The sequence below is a fragment of the Cryobacterium algoritolerans genome, from assembly GCF_004402785.1.
In the GTDB taxonomy this organism is placed as follows: Bacteria; Actinomycetota; Actinomycetes; order Actinomycetales; family Microbacteriaceae; genus Cryobacterium; species Cryobacterium algoritolerans.
Window position 1 is genome coordinate 24,209 of record NZ_SOFP01000047.1, and the last position, 14,200, is coordinate 38,408.

14 protein-coding genes are annotated in these 14,200 nt (G+C 69.8%); 5 read left to right on the forward strand and 9 right to left on the reverse strand.

The features are described from left to right. Positions 1 to 2: 2 nt before the first annotated feature. Positions 3 to 803, forward strand: a complete 801-nt coding sequence (locus E3O19_RS10070; RefSeq protein ID WP_134567237.1) for a hypothetical protein — start codon at positions 3 to 5, stop codon at positions 801 to 803. Between the two features lie 118 nt (positions 804 to 921). On the opposite strand, the gene ppk2 is transcribed toward E3O19_RS10070, so the two are convergent. Then, positions 922 to 1,785 carry a polyphosphate kinase 2 gene (gene ppk2 / locus E3O19_RS10075; RefSeq protein WP_241981310.1) on the reverse strand — a complete coding sequence of 288 codons (864 nt, stop codon included), beginning with the start codon at positions 1,783 to 1,785 and terminating at the stop codon, positions 922 to 924. A 165-nt stretch (positions 1,786 to 1,950) separates the two neighbouring features. Here ppk2 and E3O19_RS10080 point away from each other — a divergent pair, with 165 nt between their 5' ends. Further along, positions 1,951 to 2,718 (forward strand): IclR family transcriptional regulator, encoded by a 768-nt coding sequence (locus E3O19_RS10080; RefSeq protein ID WP_134567239.1) that lies wholly within the window; start codon positions 1,951 to 1,953, stop codon positions 2,716 to 2,718. 40 nt (positions 2,719 to 2,758) lie between these two features. Here E3O19_RS10080 and E3O19_RS10085 read toward each other — a convergent pair whose 3' ends face one another. Continuing rightward, positions 2,759 to 3,151, reverse strand: coding sequence for a sec-independent translocase (locus E3O19_RS10085; RefSeq protein WP_134567241.1), 393 nt, complete (start codon positions 3,149 to 3,151; stop codon positions 2,759 to 2,761). Positions 3,152 to 3,237: 86 nt separating this feature from the next. Between E3O19_RS10085 and E3O19_RS10090 the strand changes: the two genes are divergently transcribed. Continuing rightward, positions 3,238 to 3,870, forward strand: coding sequence for an O-methyltransferase (locus tag E3O19_RS10090; RefSeq protein WP_134567243.1), 633 nt, complete (start codon positions 3,238 to 3,240; stop codon positions 3,868 to 3,870). Positions 3,871 to 3,942: 72 nt separating this feature from the next. Here E3O19_RS10090 and E3O19_RS10095 read toward each other — a convergent pair whose 3' ends face one another. The 3 genes from E3O19_RS10095 to dapE form a co-directional block, all read right to left on the reverse strand. After that, positions 3,943 to 4,119, reverse strand: a complete 177-nt coding sequence (locus tag E3O19_RS10095) for a DUF3117 domain-containing protein (protein WP_104099180.1) — start codon at positions 4,117 to 4,119, stop codon at positions 3,943 to 3,945. A 63-nt stretch (positions 4,120 to 4,182) separates the two neighbouring features. Then, positions 4,183 to 5,412 (reverse strand): glycosyltransferase family protein, encoded by a 1,230-nt coding sequence (locus E3O19_RS10100; protein WP_241981311.1) that lies wholly within the window; start codon positions 5,410 to 5,412, stop codon positions 4,183 to 4,185. Further along, positions 5,388 to 6,482 carry a succinyl-diaminopimelate desuccinylase gene (dapE, locus tag E3O19_RS10105; protein WP_134567245.1) on the reverse strand — a complete coding sequence of 365 codons (1,095 nt, stop codon included), beginning with the start codon at positions 6,480 to 6,482 and terminating at the stop codon, positions 5,388 to 5,390. The genes E3O19_RS10100 and dapE overlap by 25 nt, the downstream gene beginning before the upstream one ends. A 17-nt stretch (positions 6,483 to 6,499) precedes the next feature. Here dapE and dapD point away from each other — a divergent pair, with 17 nt between their 5' ends. Continuing rightward, the gene (gene dapD, locus E3O19_RS10110; protein ID WP_134567247.1) at positions 6,500 to 7,480 is read left to right on the forward strand and encodes a 2,3,4,5-tetrahydropyridine-2,6-dicarboxylate N-succinyltransferase; all 981 of its coding nucleotides are present in this window, start codon (positions 6,500 to 6,502) and stop codon (positions 7,478 to 7,480) included. Between the two features lie 44 nt (positions 7,481 to 7,524). Beyond that, entirely contained in the window at positions 7,525 to 10,122 is a 2,598-nt protein-coding gene (locus E3O19_RS10115; protein ID WP_134567249.1) for a penicillin acylase family protein, read from the forward strand. A 15-nt stretch (positions 10,123 to 10,137) separates the two neighbouring features. Here the strand turns inward: E3O19_RS10115 and E3O19_RS10120 are convergent, their stop codons facing one another. The 4 genes from E3O19_RS10120 to E3O19_RS10135 all read right to left on the reverse strand — a co-directional run bounded on the left by E3O19_RS10120 (position 10,138) and on the right by E3O19_RS10135 (position 14,166). Continuing rightward, positions 10,138 to 11,448 (reverse strand): citrate synthase, encoded by a 1,311-nt coding sequence (locus E3O19_RS10120; RefSeq protein WP_134567251.1) that lies wholly within the window; start codon positions 11,446 to 11,448, stop codon positions 10,138 to 10,140. A 224-nt stretch (positions 11,449 to 11,672) separates the two neighbouring features. Continuing rightward, complete coding sequence (dapC, locus tag E3O19_RS10125) at positions 11,673 to 12,776, reverse strand: succinyldiaminopimelate transaminase (protein ID WP_277613025.1); 1,104 nt, start codon at positions 12,774 to 12,776, stop codon at positions 11,673 to 11,675. A gap of 7 nt (positions 12,777 to 12,783) precedes the next feature. Beyond that, the gene (gene fdxA, locus E3O19_RS10130; RefSeq protein WP_134510615.1) at positions 12,784 to 13,101 is read right to left on the reverse strand and encodes a ferredoxin; all 318 of its coding nucleotides are present in this window, start codon (positions 13,099 to 13,101) and stop codon (positions 12,784 to 12,786) included. A gap of 36 nt (positions 13,102 to 13,137) precedes the next feature. After that, the gene (locus E3O19_RS10135; RefSeq protein WP_134567253.1) at positions 13,138 to 14,166 is read right to left on the reverse strand and encodes a hypothetical protein; all 1,029 of its coding nucleotides are present in this window, start codon (positions 14,164 to 14,166) and stop codon (positions 13,138 to 13,140) included. Positions 14,167 to 14,200: the final 34 nt, after the last annotated feature.

Genomic DNA, 14,200 nt, shown 5'->3' on the forward strand with positions numbered 1-14,200 from the left:
CCGTGCGTGCGCGCCGCCCGGACTGGTCCACCCGGCTGCCGGTGGCGCTGCTGCTCGCGGGCATCCTCGCCGGCACGACCGGCTGTGCGAGCACACCGGACCACCCCGGCATCCCTGCCACGAGCGGGACCCCGGTTGCCCCCACGGGCGCCGACGGCCTGCCGCACGGTGTGAGCGTCCGGATCTACCAGACCAGGTTCGACTATGCGGACCGGGTGCTCGAGCTCAGCGTCACCAACGCCGGCCCGGCGCCGGTGGACACGCTTACCCTCGCCTGGGCCGTGCCGGGCACCGACTCAGCCAACGTCCCGGCCACCGCGACGGTGCCGGCGCTGGACGACACCGGCGCCCTCGACCGGATCGAGGGAGAGGACTGCCTGGCCGGCGCACTGCGGCAGGTCCTCCGCATCGACGTGGCCCCGAAGCTTCGAGTCGACGGCGCCGGGCCGGTCTCCACCGCCTGGCTCGACCTCACGCTGACCCCGACCGGCGGGCCAGGCGTCGCCACCATCGACCAGGCGGGTTCGACGCCACTCCTCGCCTCGGCCACCGGGCTCGACTGGCCGGTCGGGCTGACCCTGGATGCGACCACGCCGCCGACCCGGATCTCGCTCGGCCTGCGCCCGGCCCGCTGCGACCCGCACGCCATCGCCGAGGACAAACGCGGAACCGTGTTCCCGCTCACGGTGCGCGTCACGGTGGGGCCGGGCTCCCCCGAACGCGCAGGCGACTGGGACCTGGCCGTCGACGACGCACTTCGCGCCCGGCTCTACACCTGGATTGCCGACCGCTGCGGCTACTGAAGCGGTCGGCCCAGACCGGCCGGATGCCGGCCTCCCCCGCTGTCCCCGTCGCTCATCGCCGCCGCCCACCGCCGTCGGGTGCTGCTCCTGGCCCGGGTTCTGACGGGCCTTCGGGGCGTTAGGCCTTCGGGGGTTTCGGCGGCGGGTTCAACTTTGGTTTCCCGTCGACGACGGCGAGCGCCGCCGCATAGTCGGGCACCGGACGGTTCAGTTCCCGCGGCGGCCGCTCATAGTCGGACCCGGTCGGTCGGTGCGGGATCTTCACGGCCGCCGGCTCGCTGTGCTCGTAGGGAACGATCGACAAGAGGTGGCTGATCATGTTCAGGCGCGCGGCGCGCTTGTCGTCGCTCTCGACCACCCACCACGGCGCCTCCGGGATATCGGTGTGCACGAACATCTCGTCCTTCGCCTTGGAGTAGTCGACCCACTTCGTGATCGACAGCAGGTCGGTCTCTGAGAGCTTCCAGCGACGCATCGGGTCGTTCTGCCTGGATCGGAACCGCGCCTCCTGTTCGTGATCTGACACCGAGAACCAGTACTTGACGAGGAGGATGCCGTCTTCGACCAGCATCCGCTCGAAGAGGGGAGCCTGGTGCAGGAATCGGCGGTACTCGTCAGGAGTGCAATATCCCATCACCCGCTCGACCCCCGCGCGGTTGTACCAGGAGCGGTCCATCAGCACGATCTCACCGGTGGACGGCAGGTGCTCCACGTAGCGCTGGAAGTACCATTGGCCGCGTTCCCGCTCGGTCGGCACCGGCAGGGCCACGATCCGGGCGCTGCGCGGGTTGAGGTACTCGGTGACCCGTTTGATGGCCGAGCCCTTGCCTGCCGCGTCCCGGCCCTCGAAGATCACGACGATGCGGGCCCCTGATTCCTTCACCCACTGCTGCATCGACACCAGGTCGGTCTGCAGCCGGCGAAGCTCGGCCTCGTAGAGCGCCTTGTTCATCCGTTTGACCTTGACGGGTTTGTTCGACATGAGCACCTTCCCTGGCATCAGCGTAGCGCCCCGGGATTTCGCCGCGCGGGAGGTTCGTGCCTGCGGCCGGGCGTCCCCGGCCCGGGGTTTCCTCCCACGCAACCCCTTTCCAGTTCTGAGCCGCCTGTCTATCCTGTTCCGAATAGTCACTCGTGCGGGAGCCAGATGTCACAGGATCGCCAGACCCTCATCTCCTCCGTGCAGCGCGCCCTGAAACTGGTGGACATCGTCGCCACGGCCGCCCGGCCGCTGCCGGTCAAGGCCATCGCTAACGCCGCGGGGCTGAGCCTGGGCACGGCCTACAACCTCACCCGCACCCTGGTGCACGAGGGGTACCTGGCCGCCGAGCCCGACGGGCTGGTGCTCGGTCATCGTTTCCCGAGCCTGCGCGGCAGCGAGCACGCCGGGGTCTTCCTCGCCATGGTGCGGCAGACCCTGCGGCGCGTCGCGGAGGAGCAGGAGGCGACGGCGTACCTGGCCCGGTTCAGCGGCGGCGACGTGCGGCTGATCGATATCGTCGACCAGGCCGGGGTTCCTCGCCCGGAACTCTGGTCCGGGCTGGCCGACGGCGCGCATGCCACCGCCCTTGGTAAGCAGATCCTGGCCCAGCTGAGCCGGGAGCAGCGGGCCGAGTACCTCACCCGGCATCCGCAGGTCCGGTTCACCCCGCGGATGACCACCAGCCGACGCGCCGTGCTCAACCATCTTCAGCGCGGGGCTGAATCCACCGTGGACCGGGAAGCCTACCGGCTCGGGCATTCCTGCGTCGCCGTTCCGGTGCGGGCGCCCGGCGTGATCGCGGCCCTGGCCGTCACCGTCCCCGGTGATCGCCTCGACTCCGGACTGGATGCGATCACCCACCGACTCAGGAAGGCCGCGAGCACCCTCGCGCACCAGCTCGGCGCCGAAACCCGGACCACGTTCACCATCTGAGACCCGCCCTCAGCCCGCGCCGGCCGCTGCCGGCCACCGGTCAGGTGGCTTCGGAGTCGAACGGGGGCGGCTCGGCCGCGGCGAGGGCCGCCTCGCGGGCGCGCTTGCGCTGCAGGTACGCGCCGTCGGGGTTCGGCACGGCCCGGGACACCGTCGCCGACTGCTCCTTCACCGCGCCGTCGTCGTCGATCAGCGCCTCACGGATGATGCGACGCGGGTCGTACTGGCGCGGGTCGAGTTTCTTCCAGTCGACGTCGTCGAACTCGGGCCCCATCTCGTCGCGCATGCGCTCCTTGGCCCCGTTCGCCATGTCGCGCAGTTGTTTCACCAGGCGCGCGAGCTGGGCGGCGTAGTGCGGCAGTTTTTCCGGTCCGAGCAGGAAGACGGCGACGATCCCGATCAGGAGGATCTTCTCGAACGTCAGACCAAACATTCCCTCAGAATAACCCCCGGCGAGGCTTCCCCCGACCAGAGCGGCCCCGCCCCTAGGCTGGACCCAATCACCCACTGGAGTTGCGCTTGTCTGACAAAGATCTGAACTGGAAGTTCTCCGACGATTCCGTCGTCGAGTCCGACGCCGTGGCCAGGGCCAGGCAGCAGTCCCTCGAACTGGGAATCGACGCGATCTCCCCCGCCGTCGGCGCGCAGTCGGCCGTGATCGCCGCCGCGACCGGGGCCCGCAGCATCCTCGAGGTCGGTACCGGGGCCGGCGTCTCCGGAATCTGGCTGCTCACCGGTGCGCCGGGCGCCACGCTCACTTCGATCGACACCGAGGTCGACCACCAGCAGCACGCGCGGGCCAGCTTCGCCGAGGCCGGCATCCGCTCGAACCGGGTGCGCCTGATCACGGGCAAGGCCGCCGAGGTGCTGCCCCGGATGAACGAGAATTCCTACGACATCGTCTTCGTCGACGCCGACCCTCACTCGGTGATCGAATACGTTGAGCACGGCCTGCGCCTGGCCCGCCCGGGCGGAACGGTGCTCGTCGCCCACGCCCTCTGGCGAGGGCGCGTGGCCAACCCTGCTCAGCGAGACGACGTGGCCACCGGCTTCCGCACCCTCCTGGCCGAGATCGCCGGTTCCACCGCGGTGATCAGCGCCCTCTCGCCCGTTGGCGACGGCCTGCTCCAGATCACCAAGATCCGCGCCTGACCTGCCCGGACGGGCACGTCCGGGCACAAAAAAATCGGCCGCGCAGCAGTGCTGCGCGGCCGATCGATAAAACTATACGGTCGGCTGGACTACGCCGGCGAGCGCATCGTGGAGCTCTTTGGCCTCGGCGTCGTTCACAGAGACGACAAGTCGGCCTCCACCCTCGAGCGGAACACGCACGATGATGAGGCGCCCCTCCTTTACAGCCTCCATTGGCCCGTCTCCGGTCCGTGGCTTCATGGCCGCCATGAACTCCCCTTCCATTCATTCGTCTGAACTTCCATTATCGACCATTACCGCCCCAGACAGTAATTAGGGGGGTGTCCAGTCCGCTCCGTCGACCCCCCAGCAGAGCAGGAGCCAGCCAATCTGGCCCGCGATGAAGAGCAGCACGACCGCCGCCCGGTAGATCGGGTTCTTCGGTATGGCGACGGCGCCGAGCAGGGGGAACAGCGGCATCAGCAACCGGAAGGTGCTCGACTGCGGGAAGAACACCGCGAGCAGGTACAGTCCGTAGGCGGCCAGCCAGAACCGCAGGTCGACGCCCAGCCGGCGCACCGGCGAGACGTACAACAGGGCCGCGAAGCCGAGGACCAGGGCGGAGACGATCACGATGCCCAGCGGCATCCCCAGCCACCACACGCCGCTCTGGAACCACGCGGTGAACGGCACCAGCTCCTGGTAGCCGATGTAGGCCGACCGCCAGGCCAGCTCGGTGTCGGTGTACGCCGTCATCGACCCCGTCGCCGCCCAGGCGATGAGGGGCCAGGCCAGGCCGCAGGCCGCGCTGAACCCTGCAACGGATGCCGCGACCACCCGCTCCCGGATCGGGAACGGGTCTCCTGCCCTGCTCAGCCAGCGCTGCAGCAGGTGCAAGCCCATGGCCAGTGCGAAGGCGAGCCCGCTCGGCCGGGTGAACGCCATCACGAGGATCACCGGGAAGAGCAGCACGTACCGCCGCTCGAGGAGCAGCAGCAGGGCGAGAGTGAGGAAGAACAGGTACATCGACTCGGCGTAGCCGAACTGCAGGATCGGGGACAGCGGCGCGACGCAGAACAGCACGGCGGCGAACAGGGCCGTCGGCTCGCCGAGCACCCGCAGCATCAGCCGGTAGAACAACAGGGCGCTGCCGAGGCTGAAGGCAAGCGAGACCAGTACCGCCATCGGCGCCCACGGCTGGTCGAGCACAATCATCAGCAGGCGCACCACGGCCGGGTAGCCCGGCATGAACGCCCACGCGTTCTCCGCGACGTGACCGTCGACGGTGACCGGGAGCACGGACGGGTAGCCGGCCACGGCGACGATGTTGTACCAGCGTCCGTCCCAGATGTTTGCGAAGTCGGCGTAGCCGGGGCTCGCGGCGGTCCAGGGGTTCGCACCCTGGGCCCGGGCGAGCAGCAGCACGAGCGTCGTGGTCACGATCCGGGAGGCCGCCCAGATCGCCGCTACCCCGGCCCACCAGGGCGCCGGACGGAACCGGGCCGTCAGGCGGCCTGGCCGGGCCGGGGCGCCGGGGTTCAGCCGGCGGATGCGGTCAGCCACGAACGGAGTCCGTCCTCACACTCCGTGATCTGGTGCAGGGCGACGCGTTCGTCGTCCGCGTGGGCTTTGAGCGGGTCGCCGGGGCCATAGTTCACGGCGGGGATTCCGAGCGCGGAGAAGCGCGCGACATCCGTCCAGCCGTACTTGGGGCGTGCCGTTCCGCCGACGGCGACGAGGAACTCCTGGGCCAGGACCGCGTCGAGGCCCGGGCGGGCGCCCTCGGCCAGGTCGACGACGGTGATCTCGTAGCCGCCGAACAGTTCGGTGAGGTGCGCGATGGCTTCGGGGCCCGACCGGCTGGGCGCGAACCGGTAGTTGACGTGCACCATGCACTCGTCGGGGATGATGTTGCCGGCGATGCCGCCGCTGATGCCGACGGCGTTCAACCCCTCGCGGTAGACCAGGCCCTCGACCTCCACCTCGCGCGCCTGGTAACCGGCCAGCAGGTCGAGGATCGGGGCCACCTTGTGGATGGCGTTGTCGCCCACCCAACTGCGCGCGGAGTGCGAGCGCAGACCGAAGGTGCGGATTTCGATCCGCACGTTGCCGTTACAGCCGCCTTCGACTTGGCTGTTGGTCGGTTCGCCGAGGATGGCGAAGTCGCCGACGAACAGGTCGGGGCGGTTGCGGGCGAGCCGGCCGAGGCCGTTGAGGTCGTCGGACACCTCCTCGTGGTCGTACCACATCCAGGTCACGTCGACGGCAGGGTCGGTCAGTTCGGCGGCCAGTTTGAGCTGAACCGCCACGCCGGCTTTCATGTCCACCGTGCCGCGGCCCCAGAGGTAGTCCACCCCGTCGAGGGTTTCGAACCGGGTCGGCAGGTTCCCGTTCAGCGGCACCGTGTCGATATGGCCGGCAATGACCACCCGCTGCGCCCGGCCGAGGTTCGTGCGGGCCACGACCGTGTCACCGTCGCGGATGATCTCGAGGTGGCCCTGCCCGGCGAGGGCGTGCTCGATGGCGTCGGCCAGCGCCGTCTCAGTGCCGGACACCGACTCGATGTCGCAGATCGCCCTGGTCAGATCGATCGAGGAGGCGGAGAGGTCCAGGGTCACGAGGTTGAGGGGCATCCTACTAATCTAGAGCCATGAGCACCGCAGTGTCCCCGCAGTCCACCGTCCCCGCCAACGCCTGGGGGTACGGCCTGGCCACGGTCGCCGGCGACGGCACGGTTTTGGACACCTGGTTCCCGGCCCCCCGACTCGGCACACTGCCGGCCGGCCGTGACCGCTGGATCGTGCCGTCCGAGCTGGAGGAGTTCGCCGGCGACGACCGCCGCCGGGCCGTCCGGGTCGAGGCCGTCACCGTCGAGATCGACCTGGCCGCGGCCCCGGCAGGCACCTCGGATGCCTACCTCCGGCTGCACCTGCTGTCCCACCTCCTCGTGCGCCCGAACAGCATCAACCTCGACGGCATCTTCGGCCACCTCCCCACCGTGGCCTGGACCAACGCCGGCCCGATGCTGCCCGCCGACTTTGCCAGGCTCCGTCCGGCGCTGCAGCGGGCCGGCATCCAGGCCACCGGGATCGATAAGTTCCCCCCGCTGCTGAATTACGTCACGCCCGACCGGGTGCGGATCGCGGATGCGTCCCGGGTGCGCCTGGGCGCCTACCTCTCCCCCGGCACCACGGTCATGCACGAGGGTTTCGTCAACTTCAACGCCGGCACGCTCGGCACGTCGATGGTCGAGGGCCGGATCTCCCAGGGCGTCGTCGTCGGCGACGGCGCTGATATCGGCGGCGGGGCCTCGATCATGGGCACGCTCTCCGGCGGCGGCACCGAGCGGGTATCGATCGGAGAACGCGCGCTGCTCGGCGCCAACTCCGGCGTCGGCATCTCGATCGGCGACGACACCGTGGTCGAAGCCGGACTGTATGTGACAGCCGGCACCAAGGTCACGCTGCCCGACCAGCCGCGCACCGCGGAGGGCCAGGCCCGCACGATGAAGGCCGTCGAACTGTCCGGGGTGCCGAACCTGCTCTTCCGCCGCAACTCGGTCTCCGGGGCGGTCGAGGTGTTGCAGCGCAGTGGAACGGGGATCCTGCTGAACGAGCAGCTGCACGCGTAGCGGCTTCCTGCCCGGGAGTACGCTGCCAGTCACAAAGGAGTGATGTGGGCACAGACGCACCGCGCAGCAGGCGCCACCGCAGGATCAGGTCCGCCCTCGCCGTGCTCGCGGTCGTGCTCAGCCTCGCCCTGGTCGCCGTCGGCCTGGGCGTCTGGACGGTCGCGCGCTCCTTCCCCGCCCTCTCCGGGCAGGCGACGCTGACGGGGTTGGGCGATGACGTGACGGTGTACCGGGATCGGGCCGGCATCCCGCAGATCCTGGCCCGAAGCGCGGGCGACCTGTTCAAGGCCGAGGGCTATGTGCACGCCCAGGACCGGTTCTGGGAGATGGACTTCCGTCGGCACGTGACGAGCGGGCGGCTCTCCGAACTGTTCGGCAGGAGCCAGGTCGGCACCGACACCTTCATCCGCACCCTCGGGTGGCGGGCCGTGGCGGAACAGGAGGTGGCGCTGCTCGACCTGGTCACCCTCGGCTACTACCAGGCATACGCTGACGGGGTGAACGCCTACCTGGCCGGGCACAGCGGCGCGGACCTCTCCCTCGAATACGCGGTACTCGCCCTGCAGAACCCGGGCTACACGCCCGAGCCGTGGACCCCGGCCGACTCCGTGGCCTGGCTCAAGGCGATGGCCTGGGACCTGCGCTCCAACCTCGACGACGAGATCGACCGAGCCATGCTGGCCGGCAGCCTGAACCCCGCGGAGGTCGCCCGCCTGCATCCGGACTACCCGTACGCCGCGCATCCGACCATCGTCGGGGGGATGCCCGCCACCGCGGGGGCCGTTGCGGCATCCGTGACGCAGCCCGTGACCCAAGCCGTGGCGCCGACGACCCTGGCGGCCGGCGCGGAGGCCGCAATGGCGTCGTCGCTGAACGGCCTGCACGACACTCTCGCGGCCGTGCCGGAGCTGCTCGGGCCAGCCGGCGGGGAGATCGGCTCTAACTCCTGGGTCGTGTCCGGATCTCATACCGCGACCGGCAGGCCGATCCTGGCCAACGACCCGCACCTGGGCGCCGTGATGCCGTCGGTCTGGTACCAGGTGGGCCTGCGCTGTAGGACCGTGACCGCGGACTGCCCCTTCGACCTGGCCGGCTACGGCTTCTCCGGGCTTCCCGGGATCATCATCGGCCACAACGCGCGGATCGCCTGGGGCTTCACCAACCTGGGCCCGGATGTCGCCGACCTCTACCTCGAGAAGGTCACCGGGGACAGCTACGAATACGACGGCGCGGCCAAGCCGATCCAGGTACGCCGCGAGAAGATCAGGGTCGCCGGCGGCCCACCGGTGCAGATCGAGATCCGGTCGACCGAACACGGCCCGATCGTGAGCGGGCTGGAGGGCAGCGCCTTCCCTGCCATCGCCGCCGACTACCCGGGCGCGGTCGATCTGCCGCCAGCCACCGTGGAGACCGGCTACCAGTTGTCGCTGCAGTGGACGGCCCTGACGCCAGGGCACACCGCGACCGCCATCTTCGCGCTCGGCGCGGCCACCGACTGGGCCGGCTTCCGGCAGGCGGCCTCCCTGTTCGACGTGCCGTCGCAGAATCTCGTCTACGCGGACGTCGACGGCAACATCGGCTACCAGGCGCCCGGCCTGATCCCGATCCGCCGGGCCGGCGACGGCACGGTCCCGGTGCCCGGCTGGACCAGCCAGTACGGCTGGGACGGGTACATCCCGTTCGACGCGTTGCCGCAGTCGCTGAACCCGCCCAACGGTTTCATCGTGACGGCCAACAACGCCCCGGTCGGACCCGACTACCCCTACCTGATCACCAGGGACTGGGACCTCGGCTACCGGGCGACGGAGATCACCGCCCGACTGCAGGCGCTGATCGACGCCGGCACGCCGATGACGCCGGCCATGATGAGCGAGATCCAGGCCGACACGTTCAGCCCGCTCGCCGCGCGGCTCGTGCCGATGCTGCAGGCGATCAAGCCGACGGAGCAGACCCGCGCCGCCCTGGCCCTGTTCGACGGTTGGGACTACCTACTGGAGAGCGACAGCGCCGCCGCCGCCTACTTCAACATCGTCTGGCGCAACCTCCTGGTCGACCTGTTCGACACGAAACTACCCAAGTCCACCTGGCTCACCGGCGGCGACCGGGCCTACGCGGTCGTGATCGCCCTGCTCGACGAGCCTGACTCGCCCTGGTGGAAGAGCGCCAGGGTCGGGTCGGCGGGCCGGGACAGCATGCTCCAGCGGGTTCTCAAGCAGGCCGCCGCCGAGAGCGAGCGGCTGATGGGGCCGGATGCCTCCACCTGGCGCTGGGGCAGCATCCACACCCTCGAGGTCACCAACGCCAGCTTCGGCAAGTCGGGCGTGGCCCCACTGGAGTGGCTGTTCAACCGCGGGCCGTACGAACTGGCCGGCGGGTCATCCGTGATCGACGCGGTCGGCTGGGACGCCACGGCCGGCTACACGGTCGACTGGGTGCCCTCGATGCGCGAAGTGGTCAGCCTGGCCGACTGGGACGAGTCGACCTGGCTGAACCTGACCGGCAGCTCAGGCCACGCCTTCCACCCGAACTACGCCGACCAGACGCCGCTGTGGCAGCATCACAAGACCAGACCCTGGCCGTTCTCCCTCGCCGCCGTTCGTGCGGCCGCGACCGATACCCTGCTGCTCCGGGCGGGCCGGTAACCCGCCCGCCCCGCCTCAGCGCTTCGGGAAGTTGCGCTCCGGCGAGCCGATGTACAACTGCTGGGGACGGCCGATCTTGGTCGTCGGGTCTTCGTTCATCTCACGCCAGTGCGCGACCCAGCCGGGCAAACGGCCGATGGCGAAGAGCACGGTGAACATGCTCGTCGGGAAACCCATCGCCTTGTAGATGACGCCGGTGTAGAAGTCCACGTTCGGGTACAACTTGCGTTCCCGGAAGTAGTCGTCGTTCAACGCGATGTGCTCGAGTTCCTTGGCGATGTCGAGCAGGTCGTCCTTGACGCCGAGCGCGGCGAGAACCTCGTCGGCGCTCTCCTTCACCAGGGTGGCCCGCGGGTCGTAGTTCTTGTAGACCCGGTGGCCGAAGCCCATCAGGCGCACGCCTTGTTCCTTGTTCTTGACCCGTTCGACGAACTTCTCCACACCCTCGCCCGAGGCCTTGATCTCGCCGAGCATCTTGAGCACGGCCTCGTTCGCGCCGCCGTGCAGAGGCCCGGAGAGGGCGTTGATCCCGGCGGACACCGACGCGAACAGGTTGGCCTCTGTCGACCCGACGAGGCGCACGGTCGACGTCGACGCATTCTGCTCGTGGTCCTCGTGCAGCATCAGGAGGCGCTCGAGCGCCTTGCTCACGACGGGGTTCACCTCGTATGGCTCGGCCAGGGTGCCGAAGATCAGCCGGAGGAAGTTGTCGACGTAGCCGAGCGAGTTGTCCGGGTACAGGAACGCCTGCCCGATGCTCTTCTTGTAGGCGTAGGCCGCCATCACCGGAAGCTTGGCCAGCAGGTGCACCGTGGCCAGTTCGACCTGGATCGGGTCGTTCGGGTCGAGCGCGTCCTGGTAGTACGCGGCCAGCGCCGAGGTTCCGGACGACAGCACCGACATCGGGTGCGCGTTGTAGGGCAGCACGTCGAAGAGGCGTCGAAGATCTTCGTGCAGCAGGGTGTGCCGGCGGATCCTCTGGTCGAAGGCGCCGAGCTCGCTCGCGCTGGGCAGGGCCCCGTAGATCAGCAGCCAGGCAGTCTCGAGGAAGTTGGAGTTCTGGGCGATCTGCTCGATCGGGTAGCCGCGATAGCGCAGGATGCCCTTATCGCCGTCGATGAAGGTGATCGCCGAACGAGTTGCCGCGGTGTTGACGAACCCGGAGTCGAGGGTGATCAGGCCCGTCTGGCGGGTGAGGCTCGAGATGTCCAGGCTGGACGCGCCGGCCGTGCCGCGCACGATCGGGAAGTCCGCCGACCCTCCGGGGAAGGTCAGTGTGGCCTTTTGCGGATCGATGGACGGTGTTCGCTGCGCGGTCTCGCTCACGGCGGCTCCCTGGGTATCACTGAGTGTCACTGAGTATCACTGCCTCTCGGCGCGCGGTCTTCTACACAGCACACCGGTGTGGCTGGAGACGTCAACGCTGATACAGCCTAATCGGCCCAACCGCCTACTGTTGCATCCGATAGGAATGCCCGGGTTTCGTTGGTGATCGTCCACAAGTCCCGATCGGCGGTCGGTCGGGCCGCGACGCCCGTACCTCGCGCCGGTCAGGCACCCCGGAGCCGCCCTGAGGCGGCGGCGATCCGCTCGTCGGTGGCGGTGAGGCTGAAGCGCACCTGCTCCGCGGAACCGGCGCCGTAGAACGGGCCGGGGCCGGCCAGGATGCCGAGGTCGGCAAGTCGCCCGATCGAATCCCAGGCGCCGCGCCCCTCGGTCGCCCAGAGGTACAGCCCGGCCTCACTGCGGCTGATCCGGAAGCCGGCCGCCTCGAGCGCGGGCAGCAGCAGCCGCCGCCTGGCCCGGTACCGCTCCTTCTGCTCGGCCACGTGGGCGTCGTCGCGGAGGGCGGCGACCATGGCGGCCTGGAGCGGAGCAGGCAGCATCAGGCCCGCATGCTTGCGCACGGTGAGCAGCCGGCCCAGCACCGTGGCGCAGCCGGCGGCGAACGCACCCCGGTAGCCGGCCATATTCGATTGCTTGCTCAGGGAGTAGATGGCGAGGATGTCGCGTCGATCGGTGCCGATCACGCGGGGGTCGAGGATGCTGGGGATCGGCTCACTCGCCCACTGACCGGCCCAGCCCAGTTCGGCGTAGCACTCGTCCGAGACGATCACCGCGCCGAGCGTCCTCGCCCGGTCGACCGCGAGGCGCAGTTCGGCGACCGTGAGCACACGCCCGTCGGGGTTGCCGGGGCTGTTCAGCCAGACCAGCTTCGTCGTGGCCGGCCAGTCGGCCGGGTCGTCGGAGGCCACGGCCTCCGCCCCGGCCATTGCCGCGCCGATCGCGTAGGTCGGGTAGGCGGCGACCGGGTGCACGACGGTGTCACCCTCGCCGAGGCCGAGCATGAACGGGAGCAGCGCCACCAGTTCCTTCGACCCGATGGTGGGCAGCACGTTGGCCTCGGTGAGGCCGGACACGCCGCGGCGGCGGGCATACCAGTCGATGATCGCCCGCTGAAGCTGCGGGGTGCCCGCAGTCTGCGGGTAGGCGTGCGCGTCGGTGGCGTCGGCCAGGGCCTGCCGGATGACCGCTGGCGTCGGGTCGACCGGCGAACCGATCGACAGGTCGACGATGCCGTCCGGGTGGGCTCGGGCACGCTGGGTGAAGGGGACCATCTGGTCCCATGGGTAGTCGGGCAGCGGCCTCAGCACGGGCGGGCTAAACCTGCGGGGGAAGGACGGCGATGATCGGGTGGTCCTTGTGGATCACGCCGACCTTGGCCGCTCCGCCGGGAGATCCGACATCGTCGAAGAATTCGACGTTCGCCTTGTAGTACTCGGCCCACTGCTCGGGGACGTCGTCTTCGTAGTAGATCGCTTCGACCGGGCAGACCGGTTCGCAGGCGCCGCAGTCGACGCATTCGTCGGGGTGGATGTAGAGCGAGCGGTCGCCCTCATAGATGCAGTCGACGGGGCATTCGTCCACGCAGGCGCGGTCCTTCACGTCGACGCACGGTAGGGCTATGACGTAGGTCACGGGTGACGAGCTCCCTTCACGAGCTGAACTATAATCCTATGTGGTCCCGCGGCGGCCCGGAATTCGCGGCCAGGCGAGCACGATTGTGGCGACCAGGGTCGGCCCGACCGTCCAGAGCGTGCCGGGCAGCCCCTCCGGCACGAGCACGGAGCCGCCCTCGCTGCGCAGCGACAGCAGGAAGATCGTGCCGAGCAGGCCGATCGCGGCGAGCAGCACCACCAGCCGGTCCCCCACGACCAGGCGCAGGCCGGCCAGGAGGGCGGTCACTCCGGCCAGCGCGAGGACCAGGCCGATCGGGATGGTGACGGGGCCGAGCACGATCGTCGCCTGGTGCGCGATCGTGCCGAGGACGCCGAATGCCGCCCCCACCATGAAGGCCAGGAGGCCGGCCAGCGCCCGGCCGCCCGGGACGGGAGGGACCTCCGCGGCGTGCTGCGCCGGGGGCGGAGGAAGGCGGACGAAGGTCTCCGTTCCACCCACGACCGTGCCGGTAGGGATGCCGCCGGGCGGCATCGCCGGGACAACGGTGTGGTCGGCCACGCTCCAGCGTCCGGAGTAGGCGGCGACGGCGGCGAGCTTCCGTTCCACCTGGTCGCTCACGTCGATCGCGATCAGGCGCTGGCCGATCGCCCCCGAGACGCGCTTGCTCTGGAAGACAGGGATGCCCGCCGCGTGGGCGGCGACGGTCGCCGCGGTCTGCAGCCGGGAGTCGTCGGTACCGAGCACGAGCGCGGTGGCGCCCACCTCGAGCAGCACATCGGCCACCTGGGCGGCCAGGGCGTGACGGTCGGTGGCGGCGTCGGCGGCCACGCCGGCGGCCGCGCCCGCAACGGGGGCGGGCAGCATCCGCCAGTCGCTCACACCCAGCCCGCTCATGGCGGCGCGCACGTCGACGCTATCGGCGGTGTCGTCGCCGGTGTCCCCGTGCGTCCTGGCCCCGAACAGCACCACGACGTCGGCGCCGTCGGCGCGGAGCCGGGCGATCGTGCCGCCGGTGAGCAGCGCCTCATCACCGGGCCGGTCGTGCACGAAGACGACGCTCTCTCCGCTGCCGGACATGACCATGGCTGGGCTCCACTTGGTAGGTGACGGGCAGACA

What these genes read in the sequence shown, in the direction of transcription:
- E3O19_RS10135 (WP_134567253.1), bottom strand. Translation starts at nt 14,166, where the DNA reads ATGGTCATGTCCGGCAGCGGAGAGAGCGTCGTCTTCGTGCACGACCGG.
- dapD (WP_134567247.1), top strand. Translation starts at nt 6,500, where the DNA reads ATGAGCACCGCAGTGTCCCCGCAGTCCACCGTCCCCGCCAACGCCTGG.
- E3O19_RS10095 (WP_104099180.1), bottom strand. Translation starts at nt 4,119, where the DNA reads ATGGCGGCCATGAAGCCACGGACCGGAGACGGGCCAATGGAGGCTGTA.
- dapE (WP_134567245.1), bottom strand. Translation starts at nt 6,482, where the DNA reads ATGCCCCTCAACCTCGTGACCCTGGACCTCTCCGCCTCCTCGATCGAT.
- ppk2 (WP_241981310.1), bottom strand. Translation starts at nt 1,785, where the DNA reads ATGTCGAACAAACCCGTCAAGGTCAAACGGATGAACAAGGCGCTCTAC.
- E3O19_RS10080 (WP_134567239.1), top strand. Translation starts at nt 1,951, where the DNA reads ATGTCACAGGATCGCCAGACCCTCATCTCCTCCGTGCAGCGCGCCCTG.
- E3O19_RS10085 (WP_134567241.1), bottom strand. Translation starts at nt 3,151, where the DNA reads ATGTTTGGTCTGACGTTCGAGAAGATCCTCCTGATCGGGATCGTCGCC.